This is a genomic window from Halomonas sp. SL18_1 (assembly GCF_055755715.1).
In genome coordinates this window covers 3310670-3335764 of the sequence record NZ_JBVTRK010000001.1, presented here as the reverse complement: position 1 = coordinate 3335764, position 25095 = coordinate 3310670, and the positions used below count along the sequence as shown (strand labels likewise).

Annotated in this window: 22 protein-coding genes, 1 tRNA gene and 4 pseudogenes; 20 read left to right on the top strand and 7 right to left on the bottom strand. The window is 69.1% G+C overall.

Annotation, left to right across the window (positions count from 1 at the left end; all coding sequences use genetic code 11):
• The first annotated feature begins 97 nt into the window (after positions 1-97).
• Both fnr and ACSJDS_RS16965 read left to right on the top strand, forming a co-directional pair.
• Positions 98-847, top strand: a complete 750-nt coding sequence (gene fnr / locus ACSJDS_RS16970; protein WP_473034264.1) for a fumarate/nitrate reduction transcriptional regulator Fnr — start codon at positions 98-100, stop codon at positions 845-847.
• 146 nt (positions 848-993) lie between these two features.
• Complete coding sequence (locus ACSJDS_RS16965; RefSeq protein WP_473034263.1) at positions 994-2964, top strand: sensor domain-containing diguanylate cyclase; 1971 nt, start codon at positions 994-996, stop codon at positions 2962-2964.
• Between the two features lie 11 nt (positions 2965-2975).
• On the opposite strand, the gene ACSJDS_RS16960 is transcribed toward ACSJDS_RS16965, so the two are convergent.
• Positions 2976-3052: transfer RNA gene (locus ACSJDS_RS16960), tRNA-Arg, on the bottom strand.
• A 172-nt stretch (positions 3053-3224) separates the two neighbouring features.
• Between ACSJDS_RS16960 and ACSJDS_RS16955 the strand changes: the two genes are divergently transcribed.
• The 7 genes and pseudogenes from ACSJDS_RS16955 (at position 3225) to ACSJDS_RS16925 (ending at position 11267) form a co-directional block, all read left to right on the top strand.
• Positions 3225-4052: an HlyD family secretion protein gene (locus tag ACSJDS_RS16955; RefSeq protein WP_473034262.1), complete on the top strand. Its 828-nt coding sequence runs from the start codon at positions 3225-3227 to the stop codon at positions 4050-4052.
• Positions 4053-4063: 11 nt separating this feature from the next.
• The gene (locus tag ACSJDS_RS16950; RefSeq protein ID WP_473034261.1) at positions 4064-4483 is read left to right on the top strand and encodes an efflux RND transporter periplasmic adaptor subunit; all 420 of its coding nucleotides are present in this window, start codon (positions 4064-4066) and stop codon (positions 4481-4483) included.
• Positions 4480-6681 carry an efflux RND transporter permease subunit gene (locus ACSJDS_RS16945; RefSeq protein ID WP_473034260.1) on the top strand — a complete coding sequence of 734 codons (2202 nt, stop codon included), beginning with the start codon at positions 4480-4482 and terminating at the stop codon, positions 6679-6681. Before ACSJDS_RS16950 ends, ACSJDS_RS16945 begins: the two co-directional genes overlap by 4 nt.
• Positions 6597-7619 (top strand): efflux RND transporter permease subunit, encoded by a 1023-nt coding sequence (locus ACSJDS_RS16940; RefSeq protein ID WP_473034259.1) that lies wholly within the window; start codon positions 6597-6599, stop codon positions 7617-7619. Before ACSJDS_RS16945 ends, ACSJDS_RS16940 begins: the two co-directional genes overlap by 85 nt.
• 15 nt (positions 7620-7634) lie before the next feature.
• A complete protein-coding gene (locus ACSJDS_RS16935) occupies positions 7635-9215 on the top strand; it encodes an amidase (RefSeq protein ID WP_473034258.1) in 1581 nt (526 codons plus the stop codon).
• Between the two features lie 162 nt (positions 9216-9377).
• Complete coding sequence (locus tag ACSJDS_RS16930) at positions 9378-10196, top strand: methyltransferase domain-containing protein (protein WP_473034257.1); 819 nt, start codon at positions 9378-9380, stop codon at positions 10194-10196.
• Positions 10197-10198: 2 nt separating this feature from the next.
• Positions 10199-11267: pseudogene (locus ACSJDS_RS16925) on the top strand (methyltransferase).
• Here the strand turns inward: ACSJDS_RS16925 and ACSJDS_RS16920 are convergent.
• Genes ACSJDS_RS16920 through greB form a run of 3 tightly spaced genes read right to left on the bottom strand, consistent with a single transcriptional unit; the run spans position 11268 to position 12298 of the window.
• Positions 11268-11522 carry a DUF2442 domain-containing protein gene (locus tag ACSJDS_RS16920; RefSeq protein WP_473034256.1) on the bottom strand — a complete coding sequence of 85 codons (255 nt, stop codon included), beginning with the start codon at positions 11520-11522 and terminating at the stop codon, positions 11268-11270.
• Complete coding sequence (locus ACSJDS_RS16915; protein WP_473034255.1) at positions 11497-11748, bottom strand: DUF4160 domain-containing protein; 252 nt, start codon at positions 11746-11748, stop codon at positions 11497-11499. The genes ACSJDS_RS16920 and ACSJDS_RS16915 overlap by 26 nt, the downstream gene beginning before the upstream one ends.
• 10 nt (positions 11749-11758) lie before the next feature.
• A complete protein-coding gene (greB, locus tag ACSJDS_RS16910; protein WP_473034254.1) occupies positions 11759-12298 on the bottom strand; it encodes a transcription elongation factor GreB in 540 nt (179 codons plus the stop codon).
• Positions 12299-12475: 177 nt separating this feature from the next.
• On the opposite strand from greB, the gene ACSJDS_RS16905 reads away from it, so the two are divergent.
• The 10 genes and pseudogenes from ACSJDS_RS16905 to ACSJDS_RS16860 form a co-directional block, all read left to right on the top strand.
• Positions 12476-13111: a tetratricopeptide repeat protein gene (locus ACSJDS_RS16905; RefSeq protein ID WP_473034253.1), complete on the top strand. Its 636-nt coding sequence runs from the start codon at positions 12476-12478 to the stop codon at positions 13109-13111.
• A 274-nt stretch (positions 13112-13385) separates the two neighbouring features.
• Positions 13386-14030: an NUDIX domain-containing protein gene (locus ACSJDS_RS16900; RefSeq protein ID WP_473034252.1), complete on the top strand. Its 645-nt coding sequence runs from the start codon at positions 13386-13388 to the stop codon at positions 14028-14030.
• A gap of 1 nt (position 14031) precedes the next feature.
• Positions 14032-14478 (top strand): DUF1249 domain-containing protein, encoded by a 447-nt coding sequence (locus ACSJDS_RS16895; RefSeq protein ID WP_473034251.1) that lies wholly within the window; start codon positions 14032-14034, stop codon positions 14476-14478.
• Positions 14479-14509: 31 nt separating this feature from the next.
• Positions 14510-15244: a phosphodiesterase gene (locus ACSJDS_RS16890; protein WP_473034250.1), complete on the top strand. Its 735-nt coding sequence runs from the start codon at positions 14510-14512 to the stop codon at positions 15242-15244.
• Between the two features lie 197 nt (positions 15245-15441).
• Entirely contained in the window at positions 15442-16335 is an 894-nt protein-coding gene (gene cysD / locus ACSJDS_RS16885) for a sulfate adenylyltransferase subunit CysD (protein WP_473035059.1), read from the top strand.
• 78 nt (positions 16336-16413) lie between these two features.
• On the top strand, positions 16414-16773 hold the full coding sequence (locus ACSJDS_RS16880; RefSeq protein ID WP_473034249.1) for a four helix bundle protein: 360 nt from the start codon (positions 16414-16416) through the stop codon (positions 16771-16773).
• A gap of 53 nt (positions 16774-16826) precedes the next feature.
• Positions 16827-18250, top strand: a pseudogene (cysN, locus tag ACSJDS_RS16875) (sulfate adenylyltransferase subunit CysN).
• Positions 18251-18601: 351 nt separating this feature from the next.
• A pseudogene (locus ACSJDS_RS16870) lies at positions 18602-19274 on the top strand (zinc metallopeptidase).
• A gap of 68 nt (positions 19275-19342) precedes the next feature.
• Complete coding sequence (locus tag ACSJDS_RS16865) at positions 19343-19582, top strand: AbrB/MazE/SpoVT family DNA-binding domain-containing protein (RefSeq protein ID WP_473034248.1); 240 nt, start codon at positions 19343-19345, stop codon at positions 19580-19582.
• Positions 19570-19833: pseudogene (locus tag ACSJDS_RS16860) on the top strand (type II toxin-antitoxin system PemK/MazF family toxin); the annotation flags it as partial. The gene ACSJDS_RS16865 and the pseudogene ACSJDS_RS16860, both read left to right, overlap by 13 nt.
• Before the next feature lie 75 nt (positions 19834-19908).
• Here ACSJDS_RS16860 and cmoB read toward each other — a convergent pair.
• From cmoB to cmoA, 3 genes are all read right to left on the bottom strand, one after another.
• Complete coding sequence (cmoB, locus tag ACSJDS_RS16855; protein WP_473034247.1) at positions 19909-20889, bottom strand: tRNA 5-methoxyuridine(34)/uridine 5-oxyacetic acid(34) synthase CmoB; 981 nt, start codon at positions 20887-20889, stop codon at positions 19909-19911.
• Between the two features lie 227 nt (positions 20890-21116).
• Complete coding sequence (locus tag ACSJDS_RS16850) at positions 21117-22547, bottom strand: phospholipase D-like domain-containing protein (protein WP_473034246.1); 1431 nt, start codon at positions 22545-22547, stop codon at positions 21117-21119.
• Positions 22548-22556: 9 nt separating this feature from the next.
• Entirely contained in the window at positions 22557-23297 is a 741-nt protein-coding gene (gene cmoA / locus ACSJDS_RS16845) for a carboxy-S-adenosyl-L-methionine synthase CmoA (protein WP_473034245.1), read from the bottom strand.
• Positions 23298-23379: 82 nt separating this feature from the next.
• Between cmoA and pgi the strand changes: the two genes are divergently transcribed.
• Positions 23380-25059 carry a glucose-6-phosphate isomerase gene (gene pgi, locus ACSJDS_RS16840; protein ID WP_473034244.1) on the top strand — a complete coding sequence of 560 codons (1680 nt, stop codon included), beginning with the start codon at positions 23380-23382 and terminating at the stop codon, positions 25057-25059.
• Positions 25060-25095: the final 36 nt, after the last annotated feature.

Genomic DNA, 25095 nt, shown 5'->3' with positions numbered 1-25095 from the left:
CGGAACCCTCCGAACCAGCCGCCGCTGCCTGTCAGCGCCTGCGGTCGGGTCGGTTGGGGCGTTGAGCACGCTAGGCAACACGAGGCAAGGAGAGTCCATGAAGCCTGAGTCTAGTCGGCGCCAGCCGGTCAACGAGACCCGCTGCGAGCGCTGTAGCCTGCATGCGCGCTGCTTGCCCCTGGGGCTTGATGTCAAGGCGCTGGAGTCCTTTGATGCCATCATCGAGCGGCCGCGACCGCTCAAGCGGGGCGAGGCCTTGGTGCGCCAGGGCGACCGCTTCGAGAGCCTCTACGTGGTGCGCTCGGGCAGCCTCAAGCAGTCGGTCGCCCAGGATGCCCAGCGTGACCAGGTCACCCACTTCTATCTGCCCGGCGAGCTGGTGGGGCTCGACGGCATCGGCGACAGCGCTTGCTACGGCAGCGTGACGGCGCTGGAGTCCGCCTTCGTCTGCGAGCTGCCCTTCACCCGCCTGGAGGACCTCGCCGAGCGGCTGCCGGAGCTGCGCGGCCAGCTCTACCGCTGCATGAGCCGCGAACTGCGCAACGACCAGCGCATGATGTGCCTGCTCTCCGGGCGCACCGCCGACCAGCGCCTGGCCAGCTTCGTGCTGGGACTCTCCGAGCGCTTCCGGGCCCGGGGCTGCTCCCCCTATCGCTACCACCTCTCCATGTCGCGCTCCGATATCGGCAGCTACCTCGGCCTGGCGCTGGAGACCGTCAGCCGGGTGCTGGGCCGCTTCCAGGAGCAGGGGCTAGTGGCGGTGGAGGGCCGTGAGCTGACCATCCACGACCATCCGGCGCTGGTGGCCCTGGCCGAAGAGGGCGTCGGGCGCCACTCGGGGATCTGACGCTGGCAGTCATTCGGCGTTGAGGCTCGGTTTATGGCCCCCTCTATCGGCCCGATAGTTGACGCCGCTCCTTTTGCTGGCGGGTCGCCGGTGTCATGATCGAGTCTCAACCCACTGATCACGGGTGCCACCCCTTGCCGGAATGGATGCTTCCCACCCTGCGTTCCCGCCTGCTGTTTGGCGTCAGCCTCGGCTGGCTGGCGCTGGTGGTGGCGCTGCTGGGCTACAGCCATATCAGCGGGGGCGCCCTGGCGCAGCGCGAGAACCTGACCCACCTGGCCTACGAGGCCGAGCTGATCGCCGATCAGCTGCAGCGCTCCGTCGAGGATCGCCAGCGGGCGCTGGCCCGGCTGCGCCCCAGCCTTTCCGTCGATGACCCTGCTCTGCTGGATAAGCTGCGGGCCCAGGAGGGGCTGCTGGCGCTGTTCGACCGGCTGATGGTGTTCGACGCCGAGGGCGAGCCGGTGGCGGCCTGGCCACCCTTCCCGGAAGGCGGCCCCGATATCGCCGAGCGTGACTACTTTCATCAGGCGCGGGGCTTTCGCCGCCCCCTGGTTAGCGAGCCCTACCGCGGCGGCGAGACCGGCATCGACCAGGTGATGGTGATCGAGCCGCTGCTCGACGAGGCGGGCAACTTCACCGGGATCCTGGGCGGCAACACCAGCCTGCGCCACGGCGACGCCTTCCTCAACCTGCAGTCGCGGCGCATCGGCGATGAGGGGCACGTGTTGCTGGCCACCGTCGAGGGGCGGGTGATCAGCCACCCGGATGCCAGCCGGCTCATGCAGCCGGTGCCGGACGCCGAGCAGCTGCCGCTGCTGGAGCTGGCGCGCTTTGGCTGGGAGGGGAGCGGCGTGGGCCAGCAGCTGGACGGCGAGCCGGCGCTGATGGCCTTTCGCCAGGTGTGGTCGGCCGACTGGGTGGTGGGGGTCTTTCTTCCCACGAGCCAGGTCAACGCCCCCATTCAGCGCTACGCCAGCGAGCTGCGCTGGGTGGGGCTCGCCACGGTGGCAGTGATGCTGCCGCTGCTCTGGTGGCTGCTGGGCCTGGGGCTGGCGCCGCTGCATCGCCTGGAGCAGCAGATCATCCGGATCGGTCGCGGCGACGCCGAGCGGCTGACGTTGCGTACCTCGATGAACGAGCTGCGCCAGGTCGCCGACGCCTTCAACCGCCTGGAAGGCAATCGCCGGGAGGCCCTTGCCTCACGGGAGTCCCGCGAAGCCTTCCTGCACGCGGTGCTGGCCTCCTCGCCGGTGGGCATGTTCCTGGTCGACATGCACGGTCGGGTCAACTACGTCAACACGGAGCTGGAAGCCATTGCCGGCTACGCGGTCGGCGACCATCCCGACAGCGAGTGGCTGCGCCACGTGCATCCCGAGGATCGCCGCCCCTTCGTCGAGCGCTGGCGGGCCATGCTGAGCGGGGAGGAGGAGCGGCCCCGCCAGTATCGTTTCCAGCGCGACGACGGCGAGCTGCTCTGGCTGGAGGTGCAGGTCAGCCAGGTCACGCTGGGCAAGACGCCGCTGGGGTTCGTGGGGACGGTGCAGGACATCACCGAGCGACAGGCCCGGGAAACCAAGCAGCGCTGGGAGGCCGAGCACGACCCGCTGACCGGCTGCCTGAACCGCCGTGGTTTCGAAAATCGTCTGGAAGAGGCCTGCACCCTGCATCGCCGCGACAGCGACAAGGTGCTGTCGCTGATCATGATGGACCTGGACCACTTCAAACCGGTCAACGACACCGCCGGCCACGGGGCCGGCGACGAGCTGCTGCGCCTGATTGGCCAGCTGCTGCAGGAGACGGTTCGCCAGCAGGATGCCGTGGCCCGGCTCGGCGGCGACGAGTTCGCGCTGCTGCTGCCGGCCTGTCCGCTGGCCCAGGCGCGGGAGATCGCCGAGCGGGTGCGCGAGCGCATTGCCGACCTGGCCTTTCACGCCGAGGGGCACTGCTTTCGGGTAACCGCCAGCATCGGGGTGTCGCGGCTGGATCCGGATGACCGGGACGGGGGGCCGCTGGTGAAGCGCGCCGACCGCGCCAGCTACCATGCCAAGCGCCAGGGGCGCAATCGCGTGGTGGTGGCCCAGGACACGCTGAGCGAGGCGGTGGCGTCTTCTTGAGGGGGGAGGGATGGCGCCCCCACCAGGATTCGAACCTGGGACCTTCCCCTTAGGAGGGGGACGCTCTATCCAGCTGAGCTATAGGGGCGCGACCGGGCGCATTATAGGGAATGCGGCGAGGGAGATAAACCGCCGGCATGCCCGGTGCGGCGCTTTGTCTCCGTGATATTCCCCTTGGGCGTCTCTTCTTCCGAGGCCGAAGCCGGTATAGTGGCTCCCTGTCATTCCATTTTGTTCTTAGCTTGTTCCGGGATTTGTCGATGATCAAACGCTTGGTTCCCGTGCTGATACTGGCCATCGGCGTGGCCGGCTTTCTCGCCCTGCGCCTGACGCGGCCCGAGCCGCCGGCGGCGACGCCCCAGGAGCGCAGCTGGCGGGTGGAAGCCATGTCGGTAAGCTTCGCCGAACGGGTGCCGGTGCTGCCGCTGTTCGGTGAGGTGGTGGCCCCCGAGCGCCTCAGCCTGGTGGCGCCCATGGCGGGCCGGGTGGCCGAGCGCCCGGTGCGCGACGGCCAGCGGGTCGCCGCCGGTGCCCTGCTGGTGGCGCTGGACGAGGCCGATACGCTGCCGCCCCTGCGCCAGGCCGAGGCCGAGGTGGCGGACCTGGAGGCGCAGATCGACAACGAGCGCCTTCGCCACGACAATGACCGCCAGGCGCTGGAGCGGGAGCGTGAGATCCGCGACAACGCCGCCCGCCAGCTGGAGCGCACCCGCTCGCTGGTGGAGCGCAACCTCTCCTCCCAGTCGGAGCTGGATGCCGCCCGGGATGCCCTGGCCCAGGCGCGCCTCACCGTGACCCAGCGCGAGAGCCAGCTGGCGGAGCATCCGGCGCGGCTGCGCCGCCTCCAGGCGCAGCTGTCCCGCGCCGAGACCCTGCGTGATGCGGCCCGGCGCGACGCCGAGCGCAGCCGCGTGGTGGCTCCCTTCGAGGGGGTGGTCAGCGGCGTGCAGGTGGCGCCCGGCGACCAGGTAGGCGCCCGTGCCGCGCTGCTCTCGCTCTATCCCCCGACGGCCTGGAGCTGCGCGCCCGGATTCCTCAGCGCTATCAGGCCGAGCTCGGCGCGCGGCTCGACCGGGGCGAGACGCTGACGGCCCGGGCCGTGGAGGGCGACCAGCGCTTCGTGCTCGAGCGCCTGGCGGGGGAGGGCGATCCCGCCGGCACCGAGGCGATCCTGGCGCTGGAGGGGCCGGCGGCCGGGCTGCGCCCGGGGAGCCTGGTGGCGGTGCTGCTGGAGCGCCCGGCGGTAGAGGAGGCGATGGCGGTGCCGTTCGGCGCCCTGCACGGCAGCGACGTGCTCTACCGCATCGATGACGACAGCCGCCTGCGGCGCGTCCGGGTCGAGCGGCTCGGCGAGACCCCGGGGCCCGAGGGCGAGCGCTGGCTGCTGGTGCGCGCCGCGGAGCTGGAGGAGGGGGACCGCATCGCCGTCACCCACCTGCCCAACGCCATGCAGGGGCTGCGGGTGGAGCTCGCCGAGGCCGGCGGCCGGCATGACGACGGCGAGGAGCCCGAGGCATGACCCGTCGCCGCGGCCTGATCGGCTTCTTCGTTCACCACCGGGTGGCCGCCAACCTGGTGATGCTGGTGATGCTGCTGGGCGGGGCGCTGGGCATCGCGCGCATGAATGTCCAGTTCTTTCCCACCTTCGCCCTGGACGTGGTCAGCGTGCGGGTGGTGTGGAGCGGGGCCTCCGCCGAGGATGTGGAGGCCGGCATCACCAATCCCCTGGAGCAGCGCCTGCGCAGCCTCCAGGGACTCAAGCGCATGACCTCCACCTCCGCCCAGGGCATCGCCAATATCACCCTGGAGTTCGTCGAAGGCACCGACCCGGTGCTGGCCCTGGACGAGGTGCGCCAGGAGGTCGACGGCTTTTCCCACCTGCCGGCGGATGCCGAGACGCCCCAGGTCACCCGGCTGGCCCGCTTCGAGCCGGTGGCGCGGCTGCTGGTGTACGGTGAGCTGGACCGGCGCGAGCTGCGCCAGCTGGCCCAGCGCTTCGAGGACGAGCTGCTGGCCCGGGGCATCGACCGGGTGGAGATCGCCGGACTGTCCGAGCAGCAGATCAGCATCGAGGTGCCGGCGGAGCGGCTGCAGGGCCTGTCGCTCTCCCTGGAGGCGATCGCCGAGCGGGTGCAGGGCATGTCGCGGGACCTGCCGGCGGGCATCCTGGGCCAGCAGGACAGCGCCCGGGAGCTGCGCTCCCTGGCGCAGCGCCGCGATCCCCTGGCCTTCGAAGACTTGGCCATCCTCAGCGGCGACCGGGTCCAGCTGCGCCTGGGCGATATCGCGGTGGTGCGCCAGGAGCCGCGGGAGGGCGAGGTGGCGCTCAGCCGGCTGGGCAAGCCGGCGGTGGAGCTGCAGCTGCAGCGCGCCGAGGCGGGCAACTCCCTGGCCGCGGCCCGCCTGCTCGATGACTGGCTCGACGAGACCCGCCCGACGCTGCCGGACAGCGTCACCCTGGAGGTCCACGACGAATCCTGGCAGCTGATCGACGAGCGCATCAAGCTGCTGGTCACCAACGGCGCCACCGGCCTGCTGCTGGTGGTGATCCTGCTCTACTTCTTCCTGCCGGCGCGGGTGGCGCTGTGGGTGGCCATCGGCATTCCCACCGCCTTCATGGCCGCCCTGGGGGTGTTCTGGGGCATCGGCGGCTCGATCAACATGATGTCGCTGTTCGCGCTGATCATGGCCCTGGGGGTGATCGTCGATGACGCCATCGTGGTGGGCGAGGACGCCGATGCCCACCATCGCCTGGGCGAGGCGCCGCGCAACGCCTCGGCGGGGGCGGCGCGGCGCATGCTGTGGCCGGTGCTGGCCTCCTCGCTGACCACGGTGGCGGCCTTCATGCCGCTGCTGATGGTGGGCGGGGTGATCGGCAATATCCTCGGCGACATCCCCATCATCATGATCTGCGTGCTGATCGCCTCGCTGCTGGAGTGTTTCGTGGTGCTGCCGGCGCACCTGCGCAACGCCTTCGTGCCGCGTCGCGGCGGCGAGCGGGCCCCGCGCGGGCTGGCCCGCTGGCGCGCCGGCTTCGAGGCCGGCTTCCAGCGTTTCCGCGAGGGCCCCTTCCGGCGCTTCTCGGCGCTGACCCTGCGCCACCGGGCGGCCACCCTGGCAACGGCCCTGGCGGTGACCCTGGTTACCGTGGGGCTGCTGGCCGGGGGGCGCATCGGCTTCAACTTCTTCCCGGCCCCGGAGCCCAGCGTGCTCTATGCCAACGCGAGTTTCGTCGCCGGCACCGACCGCGGCCGCGTCGCGGCCTTCCTCGATCACCTGGAAGAGAGCCTCGAGGAGACCGACCGCGCCCTGGGCGGCGGGCTGGTCGAGATCGCCGTGACCCGCTATGGCGCGACCCTGGAGGGCGGGGCGCCCAGCCGCAGCGCCGACGAAGTGGGCTCGCTGATGATCGAGCTGACCTCGCCGGACGACCGCGACGTGCGCAACACCGAGTTCATTCGCGCCTGGCGCGACCGCATCCAGGAACCGGCTGGGCTCGACGCCCTGGCCATCAACGAGCGCGCCGCCGGCCCGCCCGGGCGCGACGTCAATATCCGCCTGACCGGCGAGGACCCCTGGCGCTGCGCCGCGCCGCCGACTCCCTCAACCAGTCGCTGGCCAGCCTGCCCGGGGTGCTCGACACCGCCGACGACATGCCCTGGGGGCGTGAGCAGCTGGTCTATTCGGTCAACGCCTTCGGCGAAGCGCTGGGGCTGACCACCGCCGAGCTGGGCGGTCAGCTGCGCACCGCCTTCGACGGCCGGGTGGTGCAGGTGCACCAGGCGGGCGCCGACGAGGTGGAGGTGCGCGTTCAGCTGCCGCGTGAGCAGCGCGAGCGCCTGGCGACCCTGTCGAGCCTGGCCGTGGCCCTGCCCGACGGCCGCCAGGTAGCCCTGGATCAGGTCATGACCCTCTCCCATCGCCAGGGCTTCGAAGCGCTGCGCCACGCCGACGGTCGGCTGGCGGTGGAGGTCACCGCCGAGATCGATACCCAGGCGACCTCCGCCGAGCAGATCCGCGAGAGCCTCTCGGCCTCGGTGCTCCCGGCGCTGGCCCGGGACCACCACCTGAGCTACAGCTTCGAGGGGCGTGCCGCCGACCAGCGCGAGACCCTGGCCGATATGCGGGTCGGGCTGCTGGTGGGGCTGGGCCTCATGTACGGCGTGCTGACCTGGGTCTTCGCCTCCTGGAGCCTGCCGCTGATCGTCATGGCGATCATTCCCTTCTCGCTGGTGGGGGCGCTGCTCGGCCACTGGCTGCTGGGCATCGAGCTGACGATTCTGTCGCTGTTTGGTCTCTTCGGCCTCTCCGGTATCGTGGTCAACAACGCCATCATCCTGGTGACCTTCTACCGCGAGCAGCGCGACCGCGGCCTGGCCATCGACGAGGCGCTCAACGAGGCGGTGGTGCAGCGGGTCAGGGCGGTGCTGCTCACCTCCCTGACCACCATCGGCGGCCTCTTGCCGCTGCTCTTCGAGACCTCGCTGCAGGCCCAGTTTTTGATCCCCATGGCGGCCTCCATCGCCTTCGGGCTCGGCGGCTCGACCCTGCTGGTGCTGCTGGTCACCCCGGCGCTGCTCTCCTATCTCGAGCACGGTCGGGAGCGGTTGGCGGGTTGGCAGCGTCGACGCGAGGCAGGGGACACCGGGGGCTGACCGAGGAGGCGATCCATGGAGAGTCATGAGTACCGGCGCTACGACGCCCTGGGCCTGGCGGCGCTGATTCGTTCGGGGGAGGTGAGCGCAGGCGAGGTCTTCGCGGCCGCCTGCGCGGCCATCGAGGCGCACAATCCCGACCTCGGCGCGGTGGTGCGCACCCGCTTCGAGCGCGCCGCGAAGGAGGGGCGGGCGGTCGCCGCCGACGCCCCCTTCGCTGGGGTGCCGACGCTGACCAAGGACCTGCTGATGGCCATCGAGGGCGAGCCGCTGGCCTTTGGCAGTGCGGCCCTGGCCGACTGGCGGCCGCCGCAGGATGCCACCCTGGTCACCCGGCTGCGCGAGGCGGGCCTGACGATCCTCGGCCAGACGGCCACCCCGGAGCTCGGCCTGATGGGCATCACCGAGCCGCGCGCCTTTCCCCATCCGGTCAATCCCTGGGCGCCCGAGCACTCGCCGGGCGGCTCCAGCGGCGGGGCCGCGGCCGCGGTGGCCGCCGGGCTGGTGCCGCTGGCCATGGCCGGCGACGGCGGCGGCTCGATCCGCATCCCCGCCAGCTACTGCGGGCTCTTCGGCCTCAAGCCCTCCCGCGGGCGGGTGCCGCTGGGGCCCATGTTCGCCGAGGTGTGGCAGGGCGCGGTGGTGGAGCACGCCCTGACCCGCAGCGTGCGCGACAGCGCCGCGCTGCTCGACGCCGTCAACGGCATGGACCCCGGCAGCCCCTGGCCGCTGCCCAGGGAGCAGGGCTTCCTGGCGGCCACCGAGCGAGCGCCCGGCCCGCTGCGGGTGGCGGTCTCGCTGGGCGAGCCGCTGGGCGATGCCCTCGGCACGCGGCTCGACCCCGAGGTGCGCCAGGCCGTGGAGCGGGCCGCCACGCAGCTGGAATCGCTGGGGCATCGGGTCGAGTGGGCCGACCCGCCGGTGGACGGCGAGCGGCTGGCCGACAGCTATCTGACCCTATACCTGGGCCATCTCTCGGCGGACCTGGCCTGGATCGCCCGGCAGACCGGGGTGCCCGTGTCGCGGCTGGCCATCGAGCCCTCGACCCGCGCCATCGGCCGGCTGGGGCGCCGTCTGCCGGTGCGCGACTACGAGCTAGCCAAGCGCTACTGGAACGACGTGGCCCGGGCCATGGCGGATTTTCACCGCCGCTTCGACGTGCTGCTGATGCCGGTGGCCGCCGCTCCGGCGCCGCGGCGGGGCGAGCTCTACCCGCCGCCGGCCAGGGAGCGGCTGATGGCGCTGCTGGCCCTGCCCGGGATGCCTGCGCTGGCGCTCAAGGCGGGGATGCTCAAGCGTCTGGCCCGGGAATCCCTGGCGCGTACCCCCTTCACCCAGCTGGCCAACCTCACCGGCCAGCCGGCCATGTCGCTGCCGCTGCATATCACGCCCGAGGGACTGCCGGTGGGCGTGCAGGTGCTCGGCCCCATGGGCGAGGAGCGGCGCCTGCTGGCCCTGGCGGCCCAGATCGAGGCCGATACCCCCTGGGCCCACCATCTGCCGCGCCCGGCCGAAGGGGCTATCGCATTTCCGAATAGCGAGAGGCGCTGGAGGCAAGCCGAAGTGGAGGTCCTGCGCCAGGGATGGCGCCGGTAGCGCCCAGGGAGGGGTTCACAGCGCCTCCACGCAGGCTTGCCTGCAGCTTAGCCTCGAGCGATGCGAGCTATCCACGATAGACCTCGCCCGGCCGGCGTAGATCGTGAGTCCACGGGCAAAGCCGGGTAGAATGCGCGCCACCTGCGCCAACCGGTTCGCCCCATGCCCGATGCCGACTCCCCGCTCTCACCCGCCGGCGACCGTCACTTCGACGGCCTGGCCGACAAGTTCGCCGCCAGCCTCTATGGCAAGGCCCGCGGCGAGCTGCGCCTGGCGCTGCTCGACCGCCTGCTGCCGGAGATGCTGGCCCTCGAGGGGCAGCCGCTGCTCGACGTGGGCGGCGGACTGGGCCAGCTGGCCGCCTGGTTTGCCGAGCGCGGCCACGCCGTGACCCTGGTGGAGCCCGCCGCCGAGATGCGCGAGCGGGCGCGCGCGCAGCTGACCGGATGGCCCGTGACACTCGTGGATGCGCCGCTGCAGCGGCTTCCCGACGTCGCGCCCGGCCCCTGGTCGCTGATCGCCTGCCATGCGGTGCTGGAGTGGCTCGCCGACCCGCGCGCGGCGCTGGCCACCCTGGCGGCGCGGCTGGCGCCGGGCGGCCAGCTCTCGCTGATGGTCTTCAATCGCGACGCCCTGCGGCTCTCCAACGTGGTCAAGGGCAACCTGGAGAAGGCCCTGGCGGATCGCCTGGAGGGCAAGGGGCTGCGCCAGCGGCTGACGCCGATCTCGCCCCTGACCCATGCCCAGATCGCGGCCTGGAGCGCCGAGTGCGGCCTCGAGCTGCGCGCCGTGGCGGGGATTCGCGTCTTCCACGACTACCTGCGCCAGCCGCCGGCCGCGGGCGACGACCTGACCCGGCTGATCGAGCTCGAGTGGCGCTACTGCCGGGTCGACCCCCACTGGCGGCTGGGTCGCTACCTGCTCTACACCCTGGTGCGCCCAGAGGCCGCCGTCACTGCGACATCCGCCGAGGAGCCCTGACCTTGACGCAAGACGCCGGACCCGAGACGACCCGTGCCGTGACCCCGGTCTGCCAGCTCTTGGCGCGCCAGGACGCCGACTACCGCGGCTGGTGGTGGGTGGCCCCGCCCCGGGACCCCTGGCTGGAGGGGGGCGGGGCACCGCGATCAGCGCCGATCTGGCGGTGCGCGCTGCCTGGCAAGCCGCCGGGCGGCAAGGCGTCTCGCCCTTCGAGGTGGCGCCCGGCACGCCGCCGCCCCCCGGGGCGGTGCTCTTCTGGCCCAAGAGTCATGCGCTGGGGGAGTGGTGGCTGCTGTGGCTGTGCGCCGCGCTGCCGCCGGGGACGCCGCTGCAGCTGGTGGGGAGAACCAGGGCGGCATCAAGCGGGTGCTCAAGGTGCTGGCCGCGCTGGGCCTGGGCTCGCGCAAGCGCGACAGCGCCCGGCGCTGCTCGCTGTTCCAGACGCGACTGGACCGGGTGGCACTCGACCCCGAGGCGGCCTGGACCTCCTTCGAGGTCGACCCGGGAGCCGAGCGGCTCACCCTGGCCAGCCACCCCGGCGTCTTCGGCCACGGCAAGCTCGACGACGGCACCCGGCTGCTGCTGGAGACCCTGCCAGGCGCGCTGCCGGCAGGCGACGCTTCGGGAGGCGCGCTGGGCGATATTCTGGATATGGGCTGCGGCGACGGCATCCTGGCCGCCTGGCTGGCGCGGCGAGGCCATGCGGTCACCGCCGTGGACGTCAACGCCTTCGCCGTGGAGGCGACCCGGCGCACCCTCGCCGCCAATGCCCAGGCGGGCGACGCCCTGAGGGCAGAGGCGCTAGAAAGCGACGTCTACTCGGCGCTGGCCGGGCGAACCTTCGATGCCATCGTCAGCAACCCGCCTTTCCACCAGGAGCGGGCCATCGACTACGGCCCGGCCGGGCGGCTGATTCGCGAGGCCCCGGCGCACCTGCGGCCCGGCGGCTCGCTGATCCTGGTGGCCAACGCCTTCCTGCCCTACCCGGACCTGCTCGAGCGCGCCTTCGGCGGCTTCGAGATACTCGCCGACGACCGCCGCTTCCGGGTATATCGAGCGGTCAAGCGCTGATCAGGCGACACGCTCGTGGTGCTGTGTCATGTCCCCACGGCCGGCAAGTAGCCCCTCCACAGAGATATCCTCATCGAGCTCATCCCAGTGCAGGCCCTTGCCGGAATAGCTGATGCGGCACTGAGTCCTTTCGGCAGGGCTGGCATGCAGGAGGCGCGGAAACCAGGCCAATGGCACACCCAATGTCCTGCCGTCATTGAGCTCGACCCACATGGTGTAGTCATCAAAGCTAACGGTCTTGGCGGAAATGCTCATTCCAGGCCCTCTCGATCTCGTCACGATGTGCTTCCACCAGCTGCATGAGCTGTGAAAGCTGCTTTCGATTGTAGCCAGCGCTGCTGCCGATAGCGATCTGAGGCTCGAGCCAGATCTTGGCTTCTCCGTCCCCGCTCTCTGCATGGATATGTATAGGCTCTAGCGGATTTCCCTCGTTGGAATAGAAGAAAAACCTGATTCCTTTGTAGCGAAAGACGACCGGCATGGCAGGGCTCCTATGCCTGAGGATCGCGATAGGCGATCTCGGTGATCACGTAGGTGGTCTCGCCGCCGGGAGCGGCCACCGTCACCTCCTCGTCCAGGGGCTTGCCGAGCAGGGCCTTGGCCAGCGGCGAATCGACGCTGATCCAGCGCTTGGCGGTGTCGATCTCGTCGTGGCCGACGATACGGATGCGGGTCTCCTCGCCCTCGTCGTCCTCCAGGGTGACGAAGGCGCCGAAATAGACCTTGCCGGTGTCCGCCGGCAGCCGATCTACCACCTGTAGCTCGTCGAGCCGCTTGGTCAGGTAGCGGATGCGGGCGATGACCCGGTTGAGCTCCTTCTTGTTGTAGGTGTAGTCGGCGTTCTCGCTGCGGTCACCGAGCGCGGCGGCTTCGCCCACCTTGGCCGAGAGGGCGGGGCGCTTGACCCTCGAGAGATGGTCGAGAATGCCGCGCAGCCGCTCGGCCCCCTCGGCGGTGATCAGGTTGCTCTTGGGCTCCTGGCGCGGGTCCTTGGCGGGATCGCGCCAGCGGGTCATGTTGCGGCCTTTCATGAGGTTCCTCGCTGTCTCGCCTGTGGCTGGAACATACGCCAGGTGGGCGTCGGCGCCAAGGGGCAGCGGTATCGCGTGACCCCCTGAGTGGCGGATCATTCAAACGTTCGTTACATTGCGGGTGTGGCAACGCGGCTCTGCCGCGGGATAACAACGAACCGAACAAGGAGACACCCGATGATGCGACCTCGACTGCTGGCCACCGTCCTGGGCCTCGGCCTGACCCTGGCACCGCTTTCCAACGCCCTGGCCTGGGAGGCGGAGGTGGGGACCCTGACCGAGCGCTGGGAGGCGATCACCACCGGAGCGGCAGGCGGTGATGCCCGGCGCGCCCTCGATGCCCTGGCCGATGAGGCCGAGGCGCTGGCGGCCGCCCACCCCGACGAGGCGATGCCGCTGATCTGGCACGGCATCATCGAAGCCTCTCACGCCCGGGAGCGCAGCGGCCTGGGGGCAATGTCCAGCGCGCGCAGCGCCCGCGATTCCCTGGAGCGGGCCATCGAGCTCGACCCCGAGGGCGGCAACGGCTCGGCCTATGTGACCCTGGGCGCGCTCTACGACCGCGTGCCCGGCGGCCTGGTAGGCTTCGGCAGCAGCGACACCGCCGAGCAGATGTTCCAGCGCGCCCTCGAGATTCGCCCGGACGGCATCGACGTCAATTTCTACTACGCTGCCTTCCTGGAGGAAGAGGGACGCCTGGACGAGGCGCGCGAGCACGCCCGCCGCGCCGTGGAGGGCGAGGCGCGGGCCAGCCGCCCCGCCTCCGACGAGGCGCTGCGCGACCAGGCGAGCGCGCTGCTCGACCGGCTCTGACCCCCGCGCGGCGCCCCCTTCCGTGTCGGCAAAAGGGCTATCGCCGTTACGAAAAGCGTGGGGCGCTGGGGCAAGCCGAAAAGGAGGTCCTGCGCCATGGATGGCGCCGGTAGCGCCCAGGGAGGGGTTCACAGCGCCTCCTTGCAGGCTTGCCGACAGTCAGCCCCGAGCTATGCAAGCTATCTGCGATATCCTTGATGTCGGCAAGATGGAGGTTGGCAGGCCCCGCTCCGGTCATGATAATGGTCGCCATTCGTCGAATTCGGAGACCCGCATGCCCGACCGCAGCGACCCGAGCCGGGGCGCCGGCCTGCTCGAGCCCTTCACCGCCGCCGACGTGGAGGTGATAGAGCGGCGTTGCCTGCACCAGGGGTTCTTTCGCCTGGAGCAGGTGCGCCTGCGCCACCGTCTCTTCGAGGGCGGCTGGAGCGGCGAGGTGGTTCGCGAGGTACACTGTCGCCACGATGCCGTGGGCGTGCTGCTCTACGATGTGGAGCGAGACGCCGTAGTGCTGGTCGAGCAGATCCGCGCCGGCGCCCTCAGCGACCCCGACTCACCCTGGAAGCTCGAGGTGGTGGCGGGCCTGGTGGAAGCCGGCGAGAGCCCGGCCGAGGTGGCGCGCCGCGAGGCCATGGAGGAGGCCGGCTGCCCGGTGGGCGAGCTGGTCGAGCTGCATACCTACTACCCCAGCCCCGGCGCCTGCGACGAGCGGGTCACCCTGTACTGCGCCCTGGTCGACAGCAGCGGGCTCGGCGGGGTGCACGGCGTCGACGAGGAGCACGAGGACATCCGCGTCCATGTGCTGGGGTTTTCCCAGGCCTGGGAACTCCTGCAGGCCGGGCGACTCGACAATGCCATGTGTCTGATCGCCTTTCACTGGCTGGCCGGCCAGCGAGCGTCCCTGAGAGCAAGGAGGTAGCGTGGCAAGAAGCGCCTATGTGACCGACCTGAAGGGCCTGCAGGGGGAGTGCAGCGCCAACTACCTGCGCCTGACCCGGCTGCTGGGCAATCTGGCGGCCGGCGAGACGCGGGAGCTCGAGCTGGCCGGCAAGCGCGGCCGCTTCGGCACGCTGCTGATGGCGGTGCTCGAACGCGCGCCCTACACCACCATCGTGCGGGTCACCCAGAGCGGCCTCATGGACGCCCTGATCGAGCCGCCGCGCATGCGGGTACACCTCTATCACGACGTGCGCATGGCCGAGGTCACCGACTTCCAGCGCGAGCGCCACTTCGACGGCCGCTACCGCTACCCTAACCTGCGCATGTTCCAGCCCGACGAGAAGCTGCAGCTCAACCGCTTCCTCGGCGAGTGGCTGGCCCATGGCCTGGCCCACGGTCACGCCGTCGACCAGCCCCAGCTTCCCTGATCCCCCGCTTCCTTGACGAGACGTTGCCCCGATGCGCCTGGTACAGATCACCGATTGTCATCTTCACGCCGATCCCGCCGCGCGCTCCCGCGCCGGTTTCCCGCTGCGCCAGCTCGAAGCGGTGGTCGAGGCGGCCGGGCGGGAGCGCCCCGACCTGGTGGTGGTGACCGGCGATATCAGCCAGGACGAAACCGATGCCTCCTACCGGCTGGCCGACCAGACGCTGTCGCGGCTGGGCTGCCCCTGGTTCTGGCTGGCCGGCAACCACGACGAGCCGGCGTTGATGGCGGCGGTCCGCGAGACCCACGATGAGATTGACCTCGGCGACTGGCGCCTGCTGGTATTGGACTCCCGGGTCAGCGGCCAGCCCCATGGTGAGCTGGGGCCGGAACGCCTCGCCGCTTTGACCGAGCGCCTCGAGGAGGACGATCGCCCCACGCTGCTGGCCATGCACCATCCGCCGCTGGCCATCGGCTCCGCCTGGCTCGACGAGATCGGCCTTGCCGACCGCGACGCCTTCTGGCAGACCCTGGCGGCCTATCCGCAGGTCAAGGCGATCCTCTGTGGCCATATCCATCAGGCCTTTGCCAGCCATCAGCACCAGGTCCAGGGCGAGGTGGCGGTCTACGGCTGCCCCTCCACTACCGACCAGTTCCTGCCCGGCGCGACGACCTTCGCCATCGACGAGGCCTCCCGCCCCGGCTATCGGGTGCTGGATCTGGGCAGCGATAGCTGGGTTACGTGGGTAGAGCGCGTCGACCTCTGAGGCGTATCTGATATTCTTTGTTGGCCTAAAAAGATAGGCAATCATTCTTTTACGTTATGATTGGCCCGGCGGTACCCTGTCTCGCATGATCCTTTTCGCCCATCGTCATGCGAGGTATCCGGGCCGATGACCAGTCTTCATGCACCAGCGCGAGAGCCGGCTGCCCCCCGGTCGGGGCAGCGCCGACGCCCCAGCGGCTGACTCACCTCAAGCAGCTGGAGGCCGAGTCCATCCACATCATCCGCGAGGTGGCCGCCGAGTTCGCCAACCCGGTGATGCTCTACTCCATCGGCAAGGACTCCTCGGTGATGCTGCACCTGGCGCGCAAGGCCTTCTATCCCGGCCCGCCGCCCTTCCCGCTGCTGCACGTGGATACCACCTGGAAGTTTCGCGAGATGATCGAATTCCGCGACCGCATGGCCGCGGAAGCCGGCATGGAGCTGCTGGTCCATACCAACGAGGAGGGGCGCGCCGCGGGCATCAACCCCTTCGACCATGGCTCCAGCGGCTACACCGACGTGATGAAGACCCAGGCCCTCAAGCAGGCCCTGGACAAGTACGGCTTCGATGCCGCCTTCGGCGGCGCGCGCCGCGACGAGGAGGCGAGCCGCGCCAAGGAGCGCGTGTTCTCCTTCCGCGACAAGTTCCATCGCTGGGACCCCAAGAACCAGCGTCCCGAGCTGTGGAACCTCTATAACGCCCGGGTCCAGAAGGGCGAGTCGATCCGCGCCTTTCCGCTCTCCAACTGGACCGAGCTGGATATTTGGCAGTACATCCATCTCGAGCAGATTCCCATCGTGCCGCTCTACTACGCCGCACCGCGTCCGGTGGTGGAGCGCGACGGCATGCTGGTGATGGTCGACGACGAGCGCCTGCCGCTGCAACCCGGCGAGGTGCCGGAGGAGAAGTGGGTGCGCTTCCGCACCCTGGGCTGCTATCCGCTGACCGGGGCGGTGGAGTCGCGGGCCGACACTCTCCCGGAGATCATCCAGGAGATGCTGCTGACCCGCACCAGCGAGCGCAGCGGCCGGGCGATCGATCACGACCAGGCGGGCTCCATGGAGAGGAAGAAGCGCGAGGGGTACTTCTAGGCGCGGAGCGCCTAGAAGAGCCGTAAGCCCTAAGCTGTAAGCTGTAAGTACTTCCAACAGTTTGCAGAGGTGGCGGCAATGAATTTTGAGAAGCTGCAAGTATGGAAACGCTCGGCAAGGCTGTCAGCAGAGCTCTACAAGGCGATGCGGGACCTCAGAGATTTCGGCTTTAAGGATCAGATAACAAGGTCCGGCCTATCCATACCCAGCAATATCGCGGAAGGGATGACGCGCTATACCACCAAGGACAAACGGCATTTTCTGATTATCGCAAGAGGTTCCTGCTCTGAGCTGCGTACGCAGATCTATATCGGCATGGATATTGACTATATCGACTCCCAGCAAGGTCGACATTGGCTGCTGGAGACTCGTGAAATTTCCTCCATGCTATATGGCTTGATCACCTCGCTGGACAAAGATGACTTTGCTGCAAGCTAGGGTTGGTTTTACTTACAGCTTATCGCTTACGGCTTATAGCTAAAGGGTTTTGTATGGCACATCAATCGACTCTGATCGCCGACAATATCGAGCAGTACCTGCACGAGCACGAGAACAAGGACCTGCTGCGCTTCATCACCTGCGGCAGCGTCGATGATGGCAAGTCGACCCTGATCGGCCGGCTGCTGCACGACTCCAAGATGATCTTCGACGATCACCTGGCGGCGCTGACGCGGGACTCCAAGAAGAGTGGTACCACCGGTGAGGCCGTGGACCTGGCGCTGCTGGTGGACGGCCTGCAGTCCGAGCGCGAGCAGGGCATCACCATCGACGTGGCCTATCGCTTCTTCTCCACCGACAAGCGCAAGTTCATCATCGCCGACACCCCGGGCCACGAGCAGTACACCCGCAACATGGCCACCGGGGCCTCCACGGCGAGTCTCGCCATCATCCTGATCGATGCGCGGTATGGCGTTCAAACCCAGACCCGGCGCCACAGCTTCATCGCCGATCTGCTGGGTATCCAGCATCTGGTGATCGCGGTCAACAAGATGGATCTGGTGGACTTCGACCAGGTGCGCTTCGATGCCATCGTCGCCGACTACCGCGCCTTTGCCGAGCAGCTCTCGGCCCGGGATATTCGCTTCGTGCCGATGTCGGCGCTGGAGGGAGACAACGTGGTCAACCGCAGCGAGCGCACCCCCTGGTACGCAGGGCCGCCGCTGCTGGAGCTGCTGGAGAACGTGGAGGTGTCGCGGGACCGCAACCTGGTCGACCTGCGACTGCCGGTGCAGTACGTCAACCGCCCCAACCTCGACTTCCGCGGCTATGCGGGGACCCTGGAGGCGGGGGTGCTGCGCCCGGGCCAAGCGGTCAAGGCGCTGCCCTCGGGCAAGACCTCCACCGTGGAGCGGGTGGTCACCTTCGATGGCGACCTGGAGGCGGCCTGGCCGGGCGAGGCGATCACCGTGACCCTGGCCGACGAGCTGGATATCTCCCGCGGCGACTGGCTGGTGGCCGAAGACGCCGAGGTGGCGATGTCCAACGCCTTCGAGGCCGATATCGTCTGGATGCACGAGCAGCCGCTGGTGCCGGGGCGTCCGGTGGACATCCGCCTGGCGGGCCGCTCGGTTTCGGGGCAGGTCGGCGAGATCCTCCATCAGGTGGACGTCAACACCCTGGAGCGCCACTCGGCCGAGCGCCTCGAGCTCAACGCCATCGCCCGCTGCCGGGTGGAGCTGACCGCCGAGGTGCCGCTGGACGCCTACGACAAGAGCCCCGGCACCGGCAGCTTCATCGTCATCGACCGGCTCTCCAACGTGACGGTGGGCGCCGGGATGGTGCGCCGGGTGGCCGAAGGCGGCGAGACGCCGATCGGCGAGGTCGACTGGGCCGGCTTCGAGATCGAGCTCAACGCCCTGGTGCGCAAGTACTTCCCCACTGGGAGGCGAAGGACATCCGCGAGCTGCTGAAGTAAGGTGCTTCGCACTTTAGCGTGAACATGTTTCGCAGGCTTGATGGTGGGAGGCCGCGGTTCGACGTCTCGACTCTGCCGGCGGTTCGACGCTTCGACGAAGGCGCCGCAGGCGCCCCATGGGTAGCGCTTTGCGCTACTTCGCGAGCTGAAGTCGAGGCGTCGAACCGTCCCTCCCACAAAGCCAGTTCACGCCAGTCTGCGAAGCGTCTGAAGTAACCGGGGCGCGCCAGCGAAAGGCGCCGGGGACAGCCTTGAGCAATGCTGGAGCAATCCTTAAGGAATGATCGCCGAGGAAACCCGCTCTGGTAGGCTGTGTCCAATGCATCACAGCCGACCCGGAGCCCCGCCTCGATGATCGTTATTGCCGTTCTCCTGCTGCTGGCCATCTTCCTGCTGCCCAATGTCTGGGCCCAGTGGGTCATCAAGCGCCACGCCCAAGCTCGCGATGACTACCCGGGCACTGGGGCGGAGCTGGCCGACCATCTGCTGCGTCGGCTGGGCATCGAGGGGGTCAAGGTGGAGCCTACCGATCACGGCGATCACTACGACCCGGAGGCGCGCCGGGTGCGGCTCTCGCCGGAGGTCTATGGGGGCGCTCGCTCACCGCGGTGACGGTGGCGGCCCACGAGGTGGGCCACGCCATCCAGCATCATCAGGGCTATGCGCCGCTGCTGGCCCGCTCACGGCTGGTGGCGGTGGCCCAGAAGGCCGAGAAGCTGGGCGCCGTGCTGATGATGGCGGCCCCCTTCCTGTTCGTGCTCACCCGCCTGCCCGGCGGCCTGGCCATCGTGGTGGCCGCGGCGGTGATCAGCTTCGGCACCGCGGCGCTGGTGCATCTGGTGACCCTGCCGGTGGAGTTCGACGCCAGCTTCCAGCGGGCCCTGCCGCTGCTCAAGGAGTACATCCCCCCTACGACATGCCCGGCGCCCGCCATGTGCTGACCGCCTGCGCCTTCACCTATGTGGCGGCGTCGCTTGCCAGCATCCTCAACCTGGGACGCTGGCTGGTGATCCTGAGGCGTTGACATCCTGATGCTCAAGTGTAATAACCATGTTATTACATACGCAGTGCCTATTTGGCAGGAGGGGTGAAGTGAGGACGCATCTTAGAAAGATCGGAAACTCGAAAGGGGTACTGATTCCGGCTGCCATGCTGGCGGAGCTGGGGGTCAGTGATGAAGTCGAGATTCATCTGGAGGGGCAGCGGCTGGTGGTGGAGCCGGTCAAGCAGCCGCGCCGTCACTGGTTTGATGGCTATGATGCCAGCCATGATGATGCGGTTTGGGATGAGCTGGTTGAGAGTGAAGCTGATGAGGAAGAGTGGCAGTGGTAGGCCGAGAGATCCGCCGCGGCGAGGTCTACTGGGTCAACCTCGATCCCACGGTGGGCACCGAGATTCGCAAGACACGTCCTGCGCTTATCATCTCGCCGGATGATATGAATGCGGCGCTCCCCAGGGTCATCGTGGCGCCGGTGACCAGCAAGGGGCAGCCTCTCGGCTGCCGTCCCTCCTTGATCTTTCAGGACAAGCCTGCCCGGATACTGCTTGATCAGCTGCGCTGCATCGATAAACGTCGGATCCTGGGCAAGATGGGGATATTCCGCCTTCGATCTGGCATCCCACCCTGCTGGAGATGTTCCAGTAGCTCCCCGCTTGTTTCACTTCGGCCGATTGGCCATGACCACGGCGCGGCGTGGCGCGGGGTAGCCCTCCCGGGTCCTGGTCGGGTCCTCGGGGTCGAGGAAGTCGGCCAGCGACTGGAAGGTCATCCACTCGGTCGAGCGCTGCTCGTCCGTGGTGGTCACCGCCTCGTCCACCACCCGGACATTCTCGAACCCGCAGCGCAGGAGCCACTGGCAGAGCGCGGCCGACGACGGCAGGAAGTAGACGTTGGGCATCGCCGCGTAGCGGCTGCCGGGTAGCAGCACGGTGGTCTCGTCGCCGGCTACCACCAGGGTCTCCAGCACCAGCTCGCCGCCGGGGCGCAGGGCCTCCTTGAGCTGCTGGAGGTGCTCCAGGGGCGAGGGACGGTGGTAGAGCACCCCCATGGAGAAGACCGTATCGAAGAACTCGAGCCGGGCCGGGACCTCCTCGATGCCTACCGGCAGGAAGTGAGTGCGGTGGCCGTCGGCGTCGCCGACGAAGTGGCGCAGCGCCTGAAACTGGTAGTAGAAGCGCGGCGAGGGGTCGATTACCAGCACGAAGTCGGCGCCGGCGCCGGCCATGCGCCAGCCGTGGTAGCCGCTGCCGCCGCCCACGTCGAGCACCCGACGGCCGGCCAGCGGCGCCAGGTGAGGGGCCACGCGCCGCCACTTCCAGTCGGAGCGCCACTCGGTGTCGATAAGGATGCCGGCAAGCGCGTAGGGCCCCTTGCGCCAGGGCATGAGCGCCCTTAGCAGGCTGTCGCACTGGCGCCGCCGGCTGTCGTCCAGCTCGCAGGCCACCGTCACCGTGTCCCGGTCGAGGTGGACCCGGCGCGCGTCGGGCAGCGCCGGCAGCTTGGCCACGGCCTTTTCCCAGGCGGGCAGGTCGCCGTAGCGTCGGCGGTCCAGGCCGGCGGCGAGCTGGTCGGGAAGCCGGGCCAGCCAGGTATCGAGCCCCTGGTCGACGAAGGCATGGTAGAGGTCGCGGTGTGGCATGCTGAATCCTGTGGGTGGTAGGTGGGGCAGCGAGCGTCGCAAGAGATCAGGGCTTGCTTAAAAGTGGTTCTTCGCACTTTAGCGTGAACATGTTTGGCAGGTTTGATTGTGGGAGGCCGGCTCTGCCGGGCGAAGGCGCTGCAGGCGCCCCATGGGTAGCGCTGCGCGCTACTTCGCGAGCTGAAGCTCCCTCCCACAGAGCCAGTTCACGCCAATCTGCGAAGAGTCTAAAACGTGCACCAGCCGGTGGCCTCCATCAGCCGGTAGCGCCAGTAGCGCAGCCGCGAGCGGTCGGCGTAGGCCGCGTAGTCGGTGCTGTAGCGCGCTTCGGGGCCATTGTGCCAGTGGCGCTCGAAGGCGGCCCGGGCGTCGGCCATGGCCGGATGGTCGTGCTCGGCCTCGAGCTGGACGTTGGCCTCCAGGTTGAGGTCGTCGAGGCTGCGACGGGTGAAGTTGGCCGAGCCGAGCAGCAGCATCGCCGGGCGATCGCCGCCGCTGCGCAGCAGCAGCTTGGCGTGGGCCTGTTCGTCACGGGTGTCGCTCCAGCGTACCGCGATCCCGGCAGCGTGCAGCTCGCCGGCCACCGGGCGGTTGGGAATCCCGGGGCTGGGGCGGCCGAAGTGGGCCTTGCTGGGGTCGAGCAGCACGCGCAGGATCACCCCGCGGCGGTGGGCATCGTGCAGCGCGGCGATCACCCCCCGGTGCGACAGGTAGAGCACCTCGATATCCAGCCGCTCGCTGGGTCTGGCGTCTTGAATCGTATCCAGCAGGGCGTCGCGTATCGCCCCTTCGCTGAGCACTCGCAGCCGCGGCGTCCCCCTTCGTGAGGCGGCGACTCCCGCCGTGGCAGGCGGATCGACGGGGGTACCGGAATAGCCGGCGATACGCTGCTCCGAGGCCAGCAGGTCCAGGGCGGCGGGCCCGGCGAAGCTGAGCCCCAGCTCTCGGTAGTGGCTGCTGGTATCGTTGAGGTTGCAGGAACTGACCACCGCTCGCCAGGTATCGCCATGATCGGCGATCAGGGTCTTGCGGTGATTGGCGTTCAGGTTCAGCGAGGCCAGGTAGCTGCGCAGGGTGACCTTGCCTGGTCCCACCGGGTTGGGCAGCCAGCCGCTGCGCGGCGCGTTGCCCCACCAGCGCATGGTCAGGCGCCACAGCGCGCTCCAGCTGGGGTTGGGATCGCGGGAAGCGGGCAGGTGGGTCTCCACCACCCGGATGCCCGCCTGGCGCAGGGTCTCGAAGTGGCCGGCCGGCTGACCGCCGTAGACGTGGTTGATGGGGTCGGTGATCAGCACGATCGCCAGCGTCGGCACCTCGCGCCGGCGCGCCAGCAGCGCCTGGATCAGCTCGGCGGAGACCCGGCGGTGGCAGTCGGGCGGCGCCTGCTCGGGGTCGTTGAGCTGGAAGATATCGATGACGATCAGCCGCTGGGCCTGGGCGATCAGGCCCAGCAGCTCGTCGACGATCTGCTGGCGGCAGCGCTGCCGCCCCTGGGCGTCGATAAAGGTCTCGTCGCGCAGCAGCCGCGCCCCTTCGGCGTCCCGCCAGGGACCTTCCAGGCGCAGCCCCGGCGGCAGCGGCTTGCGCGAGTGCCACCAGGCGGTGGCGAGATAGAGCGCCAGACCGAGGCCCAGCGCGACTCCCCAGGCGGCGCTCATGGCGGCTCCTCAGCGCTTGAAGGCGATCATCGAGGCGAAGTTGAGGTACTGAAACCAGGTCAGCGAGCGCGGAAAGCCGCCCCGTGCCAGGCGGGCGCGGTGCCCTTCGAGGCTGTCCGGTAACAGCACGTTCTCCAGGGCGGTGCGCTTCTGGCTGATCTCCAGGTCGCTGTAGCCGTTGGCACGCTTGAAATCGTGATAGCGCTCCACCCGCCAGGCGTTGTCGGCCTCGTCGGGGTCAACCACCTTCTCCGACAGCACCAGCACGCCGCCCGGTTCCAGGGCCTCGTACAGCCGGGCGATGACGGCGTCGCGATCCGCCGGAGGCAGAAACTGTAGGGTGAAGTTGAGCACGATCATCCCCGAGGGGCGGTAGTCGAGGGTGCGAATGTCGCCCTCGATCACCTCGATGGCGTGGTCGGGGCATTCGGCGGTCAGGGTCTCCCGGGCGCGGGCCACCATGGCCGGCGAGAGGTCCACCCCGGTGAGGCGAAAGGCCTCCGGCGGCAGGCTGCCGGCCAGCGCCAGGCCGGCCGCCCCCAGCGAGCAGCCCAGGTCGTAGACGTGGGCGCCATGGCGCAGGTGGCGCTGGGCGATCAGCCCCAGCATGCCCAGTATCTGGCCGTAGCCGGGCACCGAGCGGCGGATCATGTCCGGGAAGCAGGCCACCACCCGCTCGTCGAAGGAGAAGCGCGCGACCCGGTCCAGGGGTGTGGAAAAGATCGCGTCACGGTAAGATGCGTCACTCATGGGAATGCCGAAAATGCAGGTTGGCCGTTATTTTACGCGTGTCGCGGCCCCTCTGCACGACTGGATACCGAGGAGTCACCGCATGAGCCACCTTCCGATCGATCAGACCGCCGCCTGGCAGGCCCTGGCGGCGCATGCGGACAAGGTGCGTGGGCGTCATCTGGGCGAGCTGTTCGCCGATCCGCAGCGGGGGCTCGCCTTCACCCGTCATGCCGCCGGGCTGACCCTGGATCTCTCCAAGCAGCGCTGGTGCCACGAGACCCTGGCACGGCTGCTGGACCTGGCCCGGGCGGCGCGCGTGCCCGAGGCCATTGGCGATCTGCTGGCCGGCGAGCGGGTCAACGTCAGCGAGGACCGCCCGGCCCTGCACACCGCCCTGCGGCTGCCGCCGGAGGCCTCGCTGACGGTGGCGGGCGAAGACCTGGTGCCCGGCGTGCAGGCCACCCTGGACAGGATGGAAACCATGGTGGAGCGCTTTCATGCCCGCCAGTGGCGCGGGGCTACCGGGCGGCCGATCCACGACGTGGTCAACCTGGGGGTGGGCGGCTCCGACTTGGGGCCGCTGATGGTCACCCACGCCCTGGCCGACTATCGGCCCGCCGATGCCCATCACGTCGAGGTGCATTTCGCCTCGACCATGGACGGCTCCCAGCTGGTCGACTACCTGACCCGTTTCAACCCTGAGACCACGCTGTTCGTGATCTCCTCGAAGTCCTTCACCACCATCGACACCCTCTCCAACGCCCGCACGGCGCGGGACTGGCTGATGACCCGTCTGGTGCAGCCCGGGACAGAGGGCATCGATGAGGCGCTGGTGATGCGCCAGCACTTCATCGGCGTCTCGGCGAGCCCCGAGAAGATGGCCGAGTGGGGGATTGCCGAGGCCAACCAGCTGGAATTCTGGGAGTGGGTCGGCGGACGCTACTCGCTGTGGGGCGCCATCGGCCTGCCCATCGCCCTGGTGATCGGCATGGCCCACTTCCGCGACCTGCTGGCCGGCGCCCACGCCCTGGATCGGCATTTCGCCGAGGCGCCGCTGGCCGACAACCTGCCGGTGCTGCTGGCGTTGGCGGGCATCTGGAACGTCAACTTCCTGGATATTCGCGCCCACTCCATCCTGCCTTACGACGGCCGTCTGGCGTACTTCGCCGCCTATCTCGAGCAGCTGGAGATGGAGTCCAACGGCAAGTCGTCGACGCTCGAAGGTCGCCAGGTCGGGTATTCGACCTGTCCGGTGCTGTGGGGCCAGCTCGGCCCCAATGCCCAGCACGCCTTCTATCAGCTGCTGCACCAGGGCACCCAGCCGGTGGTCTGCGACTTCATCGCCCCGCTTGTGCGCTACGATGACGTGCCCGACCCGGACACCCGCGATCACCTGATGGAGCAGCATCGCCTGACCCTGGCCAACTGCTTCGCCCAGTCGCGCCTGCTGATGCTGGGCGACGCGGCCATCGACGAACCCGGCGAGCGGCCGGGACACAAGCACTATCGCGGCAACCAGCCCTCCACCACGCTGCTGCTCGACCGCTTGACGCCGGCAACGCTGGGCGCGCTGATCGCCCTCTACGAGCACAAGGTGTTCGTGCAGGCCGTGATCTGGGGCATCAACCCCTTCGACCAGTGGGGCGTGGAGCTGGGCAAGCAGATCGCCGGCGAGACCCAGCGCATCCTCGAGAGCCGCAGCGACCACGAGCGGATGGACGCCTCGACCCGCGCCCTGGTCGAAGCGGTCTGGCGGGCGGAAGACGCCAATCATGAGTGACTTTCCGAAAAGACTGGTCATGCATACAGGGTTTTG